Genomic DNA, 13,677 nt, shown 5'->3' with positions numbered 1-13,677 from the left:
TGACTGAACATGGGGATTCATCCAATCTTTCAAAATACTAAAGTAACTAAATGCGACAACTATATTGACAAACACCGTTCCTTTATTACCTAAAATGTAATATAAGAGGAGGTTGTTAACATGAATTGGTTAAAAAAATTATTTTCTAAAAAACAACCAATTATTAATAAATCTGTTGAAAAACAAGAACCTAAAGAGGAAATTAAAGTACAGGAAGAAAATGAACTTGGTTCTATAAAACTAAGAATGAATGAGCCTTCCACACTTACATTAAGGGCTGAATTTAATGAGCCAAAACGTATAAATGATAGTAAAGAATACTTAAAGTACACAAAGACAAGAAAATTCGTTGTTGATTTTACAGTACTTGATTTTGAAACTACTGGACTTGATCCAGAGGAAAGTTCTATTATTCAAATAGCAGCAGTTAAATATCGCAACTTTGAAAAGGTAGATGAATTTTTCACTTACATAAATCCGATTGAGAATATACCAGCAAAGATAACGCGTATCACTGGAATTACAAATGAAGATGTAGAGGACGCTCCTTATATATTCGATAAGATATATGAATTAGTGGAGTTTTTAGAAGGTGAAACAATTGTAGCTCACAATGCTCCTTTTGATATGAAATTTTTACTTACAAATATTAATAATATGAAAAAATTATCTTATGTAAAATATCGAGTTATTGACACGTTATCACTTTCTCGTAAATATATTGACTTTACGAAAAATCACAAATTGGCTACATTGAAAAGTTTCTTAAAATTGAATCATTTAAAATCACACGATGCACTACACGATTGCTATGTAACTGCTGAATTGTATAAATATTGTTATGAAGAAAACTTAGTTAAAAATTAGGTCATTTAAAAGAGTAGCCTTGTATTTGCAACTAAAAAATGCCCAGGCTCAAAATTAATTGAGTACCTGGGCTTTTCAATTATTTAGTTGTACCTCGAATTGTAGGATAGCTTAATTTACCTTCTAAAATAGCACGTTCAGCAATCTGTTTAGCTTCAGGTAATGTATTGCTCCACCCACCAAGGCATAATAAAAAGTCACACCTGGTTAGACGTGACCTTCATTTCGCTTAATGACCTGTTTATTTTTCCAATGTACTACAATGCTTATAATCGACACTATGATAGCTACTACATATAATATTGTTGTTAAATAATGAACTTGTTCAATTCCTTCTCTTAGGACAATCTTTATAAAAAAGAAAGTTGATACTAACATAGATATAACTGTAACCATATTAAAATATTTTGCTTTGTTTTTCACACTCATCTATTTCACCGCCTTCTACACTAACCATAATGCTAACGTAATAATCTGTTACTACTAGAAATATGAAGCATAATAAAAAGCCACAACTCATAATGAGTGTGACTTTGAAAATCCTGATTATATTTCTTCTAAATAGATTGTAACTATGATACTTCTTGGACTGTATGTAAAAGCTCTTTCAGTCACGGTCCTGTAATTACCATCAATATTAACTACATCACCAATGATTTTCATTTAACATTAAATTTCAATTTTAAATCTTCTATAACCCACTTATAATGTTCACCATTTTTTTCTATAATGTTTTTAATTATATTTTTCACATTCTCATTATAATAAGTTAAGACGCCATCTTCATCATCATTTTTTTCAGATCTATAATAAGTAAATACATTCAAAGAAGAGAATAACCTCATTTGACCTCTAATTGTACCCCAAAACATTTCAAGTTCATCATCAGAAACACCCTCGGATCTAAGCGTAAAAATTAACCATTTTTTTGTATCTTTATCTGTATATTTCAACTTATTTTCATACAAAAAATAAGAATAAAGTAAAGTTATTCCTGCAGGTTCCAGATCGTCCATAATTACGTTGTTTAAATACTTTTCCCATTCTTCTTTATTTAGAATATCGATGCCACTATCAAGAGAATAAACAGTTTTATTTAAATTCATAAAGACCTTTAATGGTTCAAAATTTGCAGTTAGCTTTTCTTGTATCCCATGACTCATTTCCAAAAGAAGGCTAGACAGTCGTTTTTCTAAATCACTAATTATTTCATTTAAATTATTATTTTCAAGTTCTTTTGTAGCTACTTCAACTCTGGTTGATACTTTCTCAACCTTTTTTGCAGATTTTTCAAGTCTTTTAGTTGAATCCACTGTTGTAGCACTTTGATAATAAGTATATATGATTGCAAGAACCGCTAAAATTATAGATACAATAGTACCCGCAAATCCCCAATGGCTAATTACATTTTTATCGCCACTATATTGATAAGTAAATATACTGATTGCTCCTAGACACATTATTAACAACCAATATAAAATATCTTTCTTTTCAATCCAACTAGTTAATGTTTTCTCTTTTTCTTCTATATTTTTCTCTTTTTCATTAGCTGGATTTTTCATAACCATTGCAATAATAAAAAGAGAAAATATTAATAATAATGGTATTATTAATAACCACCAAGCTCTAATTTCAACATTTACTATATCCCCCATAAATACTCCTTTATAAACAAATAATAACAAAATCATACATTAATTTTAATATAAATGGAATAGTAAAAGACTGCTCCTTTTGAAGCAGTCACAATGCTTGTTTGCGAAACACACGTACAAGCGAACGTGCTTATTATTGTAAGACAATTAGTTTATAGCGCATTTCCGTGCGCTTCCCTTTTTCTTCATCTATAAATATATCACTGTTTGACAAGTCTTATTGTTACCTCTTTGTTACCTTGTGACACTACTTTCCGAATATAACCATATGAATACTTTAACTCATCAGCAATCTCCTGATAGGTCATGCCATCAATAAAACGCAATTTAGCAATTTTATATTCCAATCCTTCTAGCTTCTCTATGTTCTCTCGAATTTCTTTTTCAATTGCCTGGTAATGCTCAAGCTTAATTTCAAGTGACGTAATACGTCTGTTCAAACGATCTACTCGCTGAGATGCAACATCAAGTCCGTACTTACTAGCACCAGTTGAAAAGAATGGTAACTGCTCATCCTTACCTATCCAATACTCCTTGTCTATCTCCAACATTCAATCTCAGCTTTTACTATATCGATAATGCGTAATAAATCCGCATAATTCTTCATAATTTCCATCACCATTTGGCCCCTTTCAGTTCACTTCAATGTATATTGTGTTGAACTCAACACATAACTTTAGAGCTAGTTATTACAACACTTTTAGCCATTTCTTAAAATTCAATTCCTCACCATCTTATTAAAGGGAACTAAATAGAATAGTTAAATTCTAAAGTCCTTCATCGCCTTGTCCATTTGATCTTGATTAATGCCGATATAACGCAACGTAATTTTCGGTGATGAATGATTCAATATTTCCTGTAAAAGTGCTACATCCTTTGTCTGTTTGTAAAAATGATAGCCAAATGTTTTCCTTAAAGTATGAGTGCCTATATTTTCTTCCAGTCCAACATCTGATGCTGCTTTATTTAATATTTTGTATGCTGTGCTTCGGCTGATTGGTTTATTAACTCCTTCTCGACTACTAAACAAATATTCACGCTCATCCTTGCCCTCAACTTATTGCTTTATCTCTCGTTTTAATTGTGGTGTCATTTCGATACGTCTGGCCTTTTTAGTCTTTTTTTCAACAATACTAAAGTATGGCTTCTGGGTATCTGAAACTTTTAGCTGCAAGATGTCAGAAATACGAAGACCACTGTTAATCCCAACAACAAACAGCATGTAATTACGGTAGTTCCAATCAAACAAATATTTTTTGATTACTCTAATGTATTCTGGATCACGTATTGGTTGTACAAAATTCATTCATTATTCTTCCTTCGTTGATTCTTATAAGCACTTTTTCATGAGAAATAAAAAGGAGGACAACAATGGATAGTAGCAAGTTGTTGCTACTATCCATTGTTGTCCTCCAGATAGCTGGTAGAACTTTTTACAGATATACTTAATAATTTATAAATTGTGATAAATCAATTGGTTCCTCAACTCCACAAAAATCACAACTTTTTTCTAATTCTCCTCTAACTCTCTTTCTTAAATCTTCTCCAAATTCGTAATGAGCTAAATCTGAAAAAGCATTCCAAGCATATTGCTTTTCTTGATAATAGTATTCCCAATCTGCCTCTAAATTTAGTTTCTTAAGCTGCTTCTGCTTTAAATGCACTCTTTCTTCTTTTGTTATTTTATTATCTTTCTCTAAATGTAATAATTTTTCTATCTCAATGCTTACTAATTCTAACTCGTCTTGATATTCTATAGTACTTTTTCGATGCAAATTTACTAAGGAATCATATTGTTCTCTAAACATTTGTAGTTTAATACGTAAATCAACATCAATAATTTTATCAATATCCATCCAATATTTACCATCAGAAAATTTCACTTTAGACACGGTTTGATATAAATTATCATTTTGTATTACTTGTCTATATTGTTTATTTAATTTAATACATTCTTGCATCATAATAATAAGATCCTTTTCAATGTAAAAAAGAACCACTATTTGGTTATAATTCTTATTAAACTCTATACTCCTTTTTTCACTTTGAAGTTCTTCTTCTCTTTTTTTAACCTGTTCTTCAAATAGCATATTTTGATTCATATTTTGATCCTGAGCTACTTTAATTGCAATCCCTCCTGTAATTGCCGCTCCTGAAAGAGCCCCTAAAAAAGTTGCAACTGGACTTATAATACTATCATTAAAGCTAAAAGCAGAATTTAGTATCCCTAAAATTAATGTAGTTATTATCATTAATAAAATAAATATTAAAACCTCTTTAAAATAAGTTCTTACTTTCAAAATTTCTCTCCCTCGTCTATTTTACCTATTCCGAATAAACAGCATTGATTTTCCCTTGTGACAATATAATAATTATGTGTCAATCAAGTGATACTTTAGCTGAAACCTATTACTATTCTTCCGGTAATTGGTAACTATAGATTTCTTAAATTATCTAATTCTATAAGTCCTACTCTATTATTATCTAAAAATTTCACCTTTGCCTTAATTCCATAGTATTCATGTTTGGTAAACTCTTTAATTTCCACTTCACGATTATAATGTTTGAACCCTTTACTTTGCGACCATAATTTTAAATGTTTTCCTACACATATTACTATTTTATCAATTATCTTATTGTCTTCCCTATACCTTAGCTGAACTCAAGTAGAGATACCTTCTTCTATTTTATCGTAATTGATTTCAGCGCTATTATCAAAACTCTTCACCTCTCATTCCGAATAATCCATATCTAACCTATGAAATAAAATTTAGAAAATCCGTCTACTTATATAATATTTTTTAAGAACCATTCATAAATTCCGGTTAATTCTATTATATCAATATAAATGTTCCCATCAAGACCAATATTTAACTTCAAAACTCCTCACCTTCATCAAACTCAACCCGTTTTACCTTCCCTTGATAAGTAACGATCTTAGTTTTAGCTTGCGCCGGAAGCTCAGTGAATTTAGCGATGCCATCAGAAAGTACGTTGACGCAATTTTCTGGTAATTCCATGATGTCAACTTGTAGGATGCCGTCATTTGAAATTTCTAGTTGTTTTAAACGCACAATAGCTTCCCCCTTATGCTATAATGGTTATACTGCTAACAAGGGAAAAGCCTTTGTTATTGAAGAGCTATGGTTGCCGCCATAGTTTTTTTAATTGTTCATGATCAAATTGCTTAGAAATTGATAGCACCCCTCTTTTTCCCTAAAGCATTCATGCAAGTCTCCATTTTCAATTTCATAAAATTTATCTGTTTTCCGAATCGTATATTTATCGATAAGAATTTCTTCATTATCACTAAGTTGGTGGCACCATGTATACAGGATCAAAAGAAACGCCAATGATTTCATAAATATTTACATTATCCATCATTTCCTGAAGTTAGATTTTTCTCTTAAAAACATTTTTAGTTTTAATGGCATTTCTGATAATCACTAAACGATGCTCCAGAGACAACAATAACCATTTTCTAAATTTCATTTACCTGTTCCTCCCCTTCAAAAATTACAACTCATCCAACGTCTTTATTAGCTGCTCGTCCGACATATTTCGTAGCATTTCCTCCGCATAATTTTTACGCAGCATGATAATGGCAATAATTTCTTCACGTTCTTGCTTAGACAATACCTCTCACCCCTTTATGCTGATCTAGACGATGCAAAATATATTGCCCTGCAGCTGCATGTCCAAGATAAGCGGGAAATTGTACAATAGTTTTGCGGTGCTCAATCAATGAAATTTGAATATCCAAATCGGCAAAATACATCACCTTTGTCAATAGTCGATGTGCTTCAGTGACTGCTCCTGTCACTTCACCAAATTTCTCACGATGTAGCATGCTGACCTCAAGTGGATTGTTAGCAAAGTAAAAAGCATATTGTGCAAAGCTTTCTACGACATATAACTTAATGCGGCCAATTCCAAGCACGTTACGATTCGTCATTTCACGAACAGCAACTTCATCATAGATTACTTCTACCAATTTATTAGAATCATCTGCTAGATTAATTCGTTGTGTAGATACAGCCCAAAATACTCGATGTGCAAGGCGGTACAATTCAAACTCTGTAGCATATTCCAATATCTCCTTTACTGTGATTAATTCACTCATTTCATAGTTCCCCAAGAAATATTTGATAGACGACCTGTGTCTTTTATATAGGCTGTGGAAACTGTGCCAGTTGGTCCATTTCGATGTTTAGCGATAATGAATTCCAAAATATTTTTACTTTCGGACTCCTTGGAGTAGTAATCGTCACGATATAAAAATGCTATGACATCAGCATCTTGTTCAATATTGCCTGAATCTCGTAAGTCACTCATCACAGGCCGCTTGTCCTGACGTTGTTCCACACTTCGATTGAGCTGGGATAAACAAATTACAGGGCAGTTAAACTCCTTTGCCATTTGCTTTAAATCCCATGATATTTGCCCTGTATCAGTTCTTGTTTCCGTGCTTCTTTAATCAACCTTACTCACTACCTTCCAATCGTGTTGGTAGTTCATCATCTAAGATACTATTAACTAATTTCTTTACTACACTTGGGCCAATCTCATTCATCTTATTTGGTGTTGTACTATTACCTACCATATCAATTGACAGTACATCAAGCTTGCTAACAGTTTCTTTTCCACATAGTTCGATAAGTGCTTCAACACCTAAACAATCAGTAACCATTGATATTAATACAATCTTTTCTTCTTTTGTAAGTTCCATTGTTCATCCCTCCACAATTCATAGTTAAATGCATAATAAAAAGCCATACCCGATTGGATATAACTTAGCTAACATCTATTATTTTTTCTTGATAGTGTATACCTATTTTTAACATATTTATTTTTAAACATTTTTCTAACGCATCCCTAAGATAAATATCGCAATCCCTTTTGAAAACTATACATATTATAGATTATAGAAAGGAGGGATATTTTATGGGATACTGCGGAGAAATTCGCGAAGAGCGTCGCGAACGAAACCCATTCGCTTTAGTCGTTGTTCTATTCATTCTTCTGATTATTGTCGGCACTAGTTTTATGAATAGATGTTATTAATACCCAATACCGCATATAATGCTCATAACTATTGTAAGGTAATACCAATTTAACCTTACACCTCCAAATCATTATTAAGGGTCACTATCCTCCGGGTGATCCTTTTAAATTTCCCTCTTTCAATTTCATGCTCAACCTCTCAAGGCATAATAAAAAGCCACAACATATAGATGTGGCTTTGCAGTGTTGACGTTTCCGCAAACGTCTATTTAGTTGGTATTGCCTGTTTCTTCATCTGTAAATATATCACGCTTTGACAAGTGTCGTTGTTACCTCTTTGTTACCTTGTGACACTACCTTACGAATATAGCCATAAGAATATCCTAACTTATCGGCAATCTCTTGATATGTCATACCATCGATAAAACGCAGCTTAGCTATTTTGTATTCTAATCCTTCAAGCTTCTATACGTTTTCACGAATCTCTTTTTCAATTGCTTGATAATGTTCTAACTTTTGTTCAAGTGAAGCTATACGTCCATTCAAGCGATCAGTACGCTGTGATGCAACATCAAGCCCATACTTCGCTACACCTATTGAGGAAAATGGTAAATGCTCATTCTTGCCAATCCAATATTCCTTATCAACCTCAAGCATTTCAATTTCAGCTTTTACAATATCTATAATGCATAATAAATCCGCATAGTTCTTCATGATCTCCATTTTTACTCGCCCCTTAACCATTTTCTTGTTTAGTTTAAATAGCTTCACTGCCAGTTCGTGTAATTCATCTGTTGGCTTGGCCCTTAAAATATCCAATACGTCCGTTCCAATTACTTTTCGTTTACCAATACGAAAACCTAATTCATTCAACATTTTAGCTACTCTTGCTACATGTTCATGCAAGACATAAAGCTTAATAGCATGTTGTTCAAACGTTTCTGGAACATATCCTTCAACCATTTCAATATAGTCTTCTAACCTCTTTATCTGCTCTCTTGCTTCATCTATGGTCATTCTTACTTTTGCCCCCTCTACCGCACTTCAATAAATAGACTGGTGCACTCGCCCTTTATCACAAACCCTGTATTATCAATGCTTCAATCCACTTTTCAATATGAGTGCACGCCACTCTTTTTTATGTTGTACTGTATAAATAAAAAAGAAATTGATTAATCATCTCACCCAATCTGGTTAAAAATTGTCTATTGCTTTATCCAATACGTCTTGGTTGATTCCTACATATCTCAATGTTGTTTCTGGTGATGAGTGATTGAATAAAGCTTGTAATGCCACTATGTCTTTTGACTTTAAATAGAAATGATAACCAAATGTTTTGCGTAATGTATGTGTCCCTATTTCTCTAATTCCACATTCCTCTGCTGCTTTACGTAAGATTCGATACGCTGTCGATCTATCAATTGGTCGATTGTCCCCTTGTCGACTTTTAAATAGATACTCACCTTCACTCAAACCTTGTATATAGCGTTGAACATCTTTCCTTATATACGGTGGAAAAGTGAATCGTTTTGGCTTGTTTGTCTTTTTTTCCACGATATCTATATGAGCGTATTGAACATCTTCTTTTCGAAGCTGTAGCATGTCAGATATTCGAAGACCAGCACTTATACCGATATAGAACAACATATAATCTCTTTCATTTATGCTTTTTAAATACTGAAGCATTGCATTTACCTTTTTTGGATCACGTATCGGCTGAACAACTTTCATTTACAATCATCCTTTCTGTCTAAATGCTCCATTTACTCTTTTGAAGTGCTGCGTCTAACTCCCATTAATCCTTCAATTTCTCTTTGACTCATCTTCTTTTTAGGTTGGCGTCTTTTTGACGCTTGCCCTTTAACTTCTTTACTTAATCCCTTTTTGTTCCAACTCTGTTTGTAATGTCCTCATGTCCTCCACCCCTTTAATAAAATAAAAAGAGGCACTAACAAACAGGCCATTCACCTGTTTGTTAGTGCCTCCGGTATTTTCCGTAAAGGCTGCTATTAAACTGTCACGAAAAATTTAAAAATTCCATAGTGCTTTATCAACACCAGTTAGTTATGTTCTTTACCATCAATACATTTTTCACTAATCCCCTAATTTCTAACATACTGCTCACTCCATTTCAGTTACAGTTTCTCTAACTTTTTCAAGTGTTTTACCTAATAAATTTAAACCTCGCCATTTAGAAGGATTTGTAGCATCTGGATGATTGCAGTCAATACCTATTCCCCATATCTTATCGAATGGACTAGCTTCGGCTAATGTCTTGCTTCCTGTTTTCAAAAGTATTGATTTTAATTTTGGATTTGAGAATTTATCAAAAAGTACTTCTAAATATACTTTTTCTCGATTTTCTTGCCAAACTTTATCATCAAATGGAATTTGTCTACTACGTCCTAACTGCTTACATTCTTCTGGTGTTTGTGCTCTCATAATTTGCATAGCAATTTTATCTGCGCCAAATAGTTTAGCTTTTCGATACATAACAGCTTGTTCGCTCCAATTAAATAACTGTCCTTGATGTTTAAACGGTGAGTAATAAAAGTTTGAAAATACATCTTGTTTTCCCCAGAAAAATACAAAGTCTTTAGTTTCTTTCATATTATCTCCTTTTTTATTAATAGATTCCTATTATTTAATCTTCTATAACGTCAAACATATCCCATCTCATATCCTTTGGACATAAGTTAATATCGTCAGAATGTTTAGCTATTCAACCTGTTTCATATCAAATTTAGGCACCCCAGAACCATCTAGCTCAACTCTTAATTTAAATTTTTCTCCATGGTTAAGGTTATTGTCACTTAAGCCTAATTCTTCTGCTGATTTTTCAGCTTGGATAATTACCATTGTTGTATCATAGTCTGCTTGAGTTAATAATGGTGCACTACACTTAGGGCAAGGATAATTTATATAGTCCTCATACTGTTCAAGTTTGATTGAATTATCTTGATAATCGCATACAGGATTGTCGCATTTTAAACCATAAACATTCAATTCCATAAAATCATTCCTTTCTAACGTTCATACTCACATTGTGTAATTAGATAACGTAATTTTCGATTTGCTCTTTCAAACATTCAAAGCAAATATTATCTACTTCTCGTCCATCCGAATTGACTTGTGTTAAGTCATTCAAAGCGAATCGTTTAGGCTTTACAATAGTTACAAAGTGCTCAAAGTGGTAGTTGGATGGTTCCTTTATTGAGTAGAATGGGACAATTAGGGATGATTGATTTGCGTAAGGGTCTAGTAAACCCTAAATTTTTTCAATATACTTCAACAATAAAAAACGATCGATTTAAGACATTTTAACGGAAACACAAAAAAGCCTAGGCTCAAAATTAATTGAGTTCCTAGGCTTTGCTGTTAGTTACTACGTTGCGCAATGATGATTTTTAGTCCTTCATAGTCGCCGCCTGTCATAGTGCCTTGGTCAAATTTATCTAGCCATGACTTATCAATCAGCTTTTTATCTACAGATTGTTTGATGTAATCACGTACTGCTGCTTTTGTAGTTTCGTTTGTAAATTGCATTATGTCATCATCCTTATCTGTTTGTTGTTTATCCAAACCATTTTTAATATCTAGTTTGAATTGTTCATCTGTGATTCCCATGGTTTGTAAATACGGAAATGGGTCATTATGAGTTGTACCGCCTAAAGTATCTGCGATCCAACGATGCGACTTAATACCATCGCCACTACTATCTAGTACAATAGGCATTCCAGCCTCTTTTGCAAGTTCTCTTAGTAACCAAATGTAAGCGGCATAATCCTTTTTAAATTGTTCCTTGTCATTCGTTCGAGCCAACTCTACTTGTGCATAGCTAAGTGGATTACCTATAGGACCACAACCATATTGCACACGATTAACTGGCGCAACTTGCACGATCCGTCCACCACCGCCTACCCAGTGAGAAGTAAAGGCAGTGGCTTTATTTTGATTCATAAAAGCTAGTTCGTTTTCCAAAGCATTCGGTCCATAATTATTCGGATTGCCAGATTCATGAGCAATAACATATTTAATCGCAGTTAAAGCTACGTTCGGCAATCCTGACATTAAGCGTTTTTCTATAAAATAAGTCATTTTCTCATTTCCCCTCTCGTCGCATTTTTGAAAAAATCAATAAATGGATCTATACTCTTATCATCAGTCAATTTAAAACGATTCAGAATTGAATTTAAACAAGTATGATCAATAATACTAATTTACGAGTGATTCCACTACTACGGAACTTTACCTTTTTATTAGGTTTAGTTTTGAGCAAACCTATTGTGAAATCAATTGTATTGGCACTTAAATTTAGCACTAAACTATACATTAACTTTGAACTATCTGATTTAAAAAAACGTTGTAACCATTCAATCTTACTTATATTCCTCATCCTCATTTTATTAGTTGCAAAAAAAAATCCCTGCACAATTATCTGTGAAAGGCATAAAAAATAACGCTAGCTCATGCTGCGTTTACTTGTTTTCGTTATGTTGTTTCTCCATTTATACAACCCAGCACAACCTTTTTTAAATTGCTAATACGTTCCTTTTTCTATCAACTCTCCCCATACGATCATTAGCCCACTAGTATCATTGAACATATTACATAACACCCCAACCAGTAGAGATAATTCTACAATCACATGTTTCAACGCTTCAATTTGATGTATTGATAACGGACCGATTGAATCATTTTGAGGCACACTGAAATGTGAGAAGTATTATTTACATAAGTACGATTCATATGGAGAGTTAAAACAAGCGATTGATCACGGCTTGAGTCCTTTAGAATTCAGGGCTCAAGCCGCTTAATACATGTTTTGTTATTTCCACTGTCTACTTGACGAGGGCAGTTCAAAATTAAATTGAGTTTCTGGGCTTACATAATTTAATTCAACATTGCTAAATCATCATCACCCATCTTTGCAATATAAATTTATCCAGCTGTAACAAGATAATTATAAGCTAGTTCTTCACCATTCTTTTTGTAAATATTAAATTTCTATTACTGATTTTCTATTGGTATGGTTACATACACTAACTGGCTTAGTAGCATGTCCCTCGTCATCTGTACACCAAGATTGAGATTGGAATGCAAGGAATATACCAACCCATCTATTTTCTTCCTCAAAATGAATGAGTACGCCACCATCTTGCCATATCCCGTCGTCTTTTCTAAAATCTCTACTATTTCCTTGATTCATATGAATATCATGTATGCCTCTGCCTGGAGAAAAACCGAAATATTTATCTTTTACATCTTCATTTTTAAATTTTTCTCCGTAAGCGTAAACTGTAGCTTTTTTAGTCATAGCCTCTTGCATATATTTATTAACTTTCTCATTTAAGTCATTGTCTAGTCCGTTCTTTGTTGCAGGGAGAGGAATCATTTTTTGGGGATCAAATAAGCCACCGCGAATATAATCTAATGCAATTTCACGATTTTCACTAGTAACCTCTGTAAATCCTTCTTCGTAATGTGGAATAATTGTTATATGCTTCGAGTTAAAATCTTCACTAACAAAATACAGGACTTCTGAAGGCTTTACCTTAGAGGCAACATTGATCGCAATCCTATAATTCTCTTCGCTTTTGTCCTTCTTTGTTGCCCGAATATGCACTTCGTAATGAGGGGTTTTGTCAAATGAATCCACAGGTCTCACGTCAACAACTTTGCCTTTTAACACTCCGTACTTGAATAAGGGCATAGAACTATAACCTCCAATTTAATAGATTTTTTCCATTCTTAGCTCGCTTAGTGTCTGGTTTTACTATTAATTTTGTCAAAATGAAAAGTTAGTCAAAAAGTGACCTATTAATTAATATCTTCATCTCGCTTGATTAACGTATGGAAGTACCTAGTCTCTTCAGACATTTTTATGGTTACCTCCCTAAAATACTCATTTGTTTTTACTCATAGAAGTGAGCTTCAGGAAGCCCACTTCTTCAGATGTGGGAGGAATGAAGTGATTTTTCTTTATAGAACATATGTTTATATTGTATATTGTAAATAATCAAAAAAAGAAAGGAGTGACGGGTAATGACGAAATGGAAGAAAAATTGTTTTATTATAGAACTCAAGTTACTTATAGATACATGGCAAAAGGATATCCTATTAAAACGTTTTGAAATTGACACTCTATAAT

Annotated in this window: 15 protein-coding genes and 2 pseudogenes; 2 read left to right on the top strand and 15 right to left on the bottom strand. The window is 32.9% G+C overall.

Annotated elements, in window-relative coordinates; translation table 11 throughout:
* Positions 1–120: 120 nt before the first annotated feature.
* Positions 121–867 carry a 3'-5' exonuclease gene (locus tag AN161_RS22535; RefSeq protein WP_053596570.1) on the top strand — a complete coding sequence of 249 codons (747 nt, stop codon included), beginning with the start codon at positions 121–123 and terminating at the stop codon, positions 865–867.
* A 659-nt stretch (positions 868–1,526) separates the two neighbouring features.
* Here the strand turns inward: AN161_RS22535 and AN161_RS22525 are convergent.
* From AN161_RS22525 to AN161_RS29140, 9 genes and pseudogenes are all read right to left on the bottom strand, one after another.
* Positions 1,527–2,522 (bottom strand): hypothetical protein, encoded by a 996-nt coding sequence (locus AN161_RS22525; RefSeq protein ID WP_053596568.1) that lies wholly within the window; start codon positions 2,520–2,522, stop codon positions 1,527–1,529.
* A 200-nt stretch (positions 2,523–2,722) separates the two neighbouring features.
* Positions 2,723–3,073 carry a sigma factor-like helix-turn-helix DNA-binding protein gene (locus AN161_RS22520; RefSeq protein ID WP_053596567.1) on the bottom strand — a complete coding sequence of 117 codons (351 nt, stop codon included), beginning with the start codon at positions 3,071–3,073 and terminating at the stop codon, positions 2,723–2,725.
* Between the two features lie 209 nt (positions 3,074–3,282).
* Positions 3,283–3,828: pseudogene (locus AN161_RS28320) on the bottom strand (site-specific integrase).
* Positions 3,829–3,967: 139 nt separating this feature from the next.
* On the bottom strand, positions 3,968–4,822 hold the full coding sequence (locus AN161_RS22505) for a YrzE family protein (RefSeq protein ID WP_053596564.1): 855 nt from the start codon (positions 4,820–4,822) through the stop codon (positions 3,968–3,970).
* A gap of 576 nt (positions 4,823–5,398) precedes the next feature.
* Entirely contained in the window at positions 5,399–5,596 is a 198-nt protein-coding gene (locus AN161_RS22500; RefSeq protein ID WP_053596563.1) for an XtrA/YqaO family protein, read from the bottom strand.
* Between the two features lie 442 nt (positions 5,597–6,038).
* Positions 6,039–6,158, bottom strand: coding sequence for a BH0509 family protein (locus AN161_RS29150; protein WP_143115039.1), 120 nt, complete (start codon positions 6,156–6,158; stop codon positions 6,039–6,041).
* On the bottom strand, positions 6,151–6,645 hold the full coding sequence (locus AN161_RS22495; protein ID WP_053596562.1) for a hypothetical protein: 495 nt from the start codon (positions 6,643–6,645) through the stop codon (positions 6,151–6,153). Before AN161_RS22495 ends, AN161_RS29150 begins: the two co-directional genes overlap by 8 nt.
* Positions 6,642–6,971: pseudogene (locus AN161_RS29145) on the bottom strand (DnaB-like helicase C-terminal domain-containing protein); the annotation flags it as partial. The pseudogene AN161_RS29145 and the gene AN161_RS22495, both read right to left, overlap by 4 nt.
* A 34-nt stretch (positions 6,972–7,005) precedes the next feature.
* A complete protein-coding gene (locus AN161_RS29140) occupies positions 7,006–7,251 on the bottom strand; it encodes a hypothetical protein (protein ID WP_053596561.1) in 246 nt (81 codons plus the stop codon).
* Between the two features lie 215 nt (positions 7,252–7,466).
* Between AN161_RS29140 and AN161_RS27860 the strand changes: the two genes are divergently transcribed.
* Positions 7,467–7,586 (top strand): YjcZ family sporulation protein, encoded by a 120-nt coding sequence (locus AN161_RS27860; protein ID WP_075807327.1) that lies wholly within the window; start codon positions 7,467–7,469, stop codon positions 7,584–7,586.
* A 405-nt stretch (positions 7,587–7,991) separates the two neighbouring features.
* Here AN161_RS27860 and AN161_RS22480 read toward each other — a convergent pair whose 3' ends face one another.
* The 6 genes from AN161_RS22480 to AN161_RS22455 all read right to left on the bottom strand — a co-directional run bounded on the left by AN161_RS22480 (position 7,992) and on the right by AN161_RS22455 (position 13,239).
* The gene (locus tag AN161_RS22480; protein WP_053596560.1) at positions 7,992–8,543 is read right to left on the bottom strand and encodes a hypothetical protein; all 552 of its coding nucleotides are present in this window, start codon (positions 8,541–8,543) and stop codon (positions 7,992–7,994) included.
* Between the two features lie 177 nt (positions 8,544–8,720).
* On the bottom strand, positions 8,721–9,257 hold the full coding sequence (locus AN161_RS22475) for a site-specific integrase (protein WP_053596559.1): 537 nt from the start codon (positions 9,255–9,257) through the stop codon (positions 8,721–8,723).
* A gap of 390 nt (positions 9,258–9,647) precedes the next feature.
* Positions 9,648–10,136: an NADAR family protein gene (locus tag AN161_RS22470; RefSeq protein WP_053596558.1), complete on the bottom strand. Its 489-nt coding sequence runs from the start codon at positions 10,134–10,136 to the stop codon at positions 9,648–9,650.
* Between the two features lie 108 nt (positions 10,137–10,244).
* Positions 10,245–10,538, bottom strand: a complete 294-nt coding sequence (locus tag AN161_RS22465) for a hypothetical protein (RefSeq protein WP_053596557.1) — start codon at positions 10,536–10,538, stop codon at positions 10,245–10,247.
* Between the two features lie 366 nt (positions 10,539–10,904).
* Positions 10,905–11,624, bottom strand: coding sequence for an N-acetylmuramoyl-L-alanine amidase (locus AN161_RS22460; protein ID WP_053596556.1), 720 nt, complete (start codon positions 11,622–11,624; stop codon positions 10,905–10,907).
* A 901-nt stretch (positions 11,625–12,525) separates the two neighbouring features.
* Positions 12,526–13,239: a YukJ family protein gene (locus AN161_RS22455; protein WP_053596555.1), complete on the bottom strand. Its 714-nt coding sequence runs from the start codon at positions 13,237–13,239 to the stop codon at positions 12,526–12,528.
* Positions 13,240–13,677 lie beyond the last annotated feature (438 nt).

Source organism: Lysinibacillus sp. FJAT-14222, from assembly GCF_001278875.1.
GTDB classification, from domain to species: Bacteria; Bacillota; Bacilli; order Bacillales_A; family Planococcaceae; genus Lysinibacillus; species Lysinibacillus agricola.
This window is presented reverse-complemented; position numbering and strand designations above follow the sequence as displayed.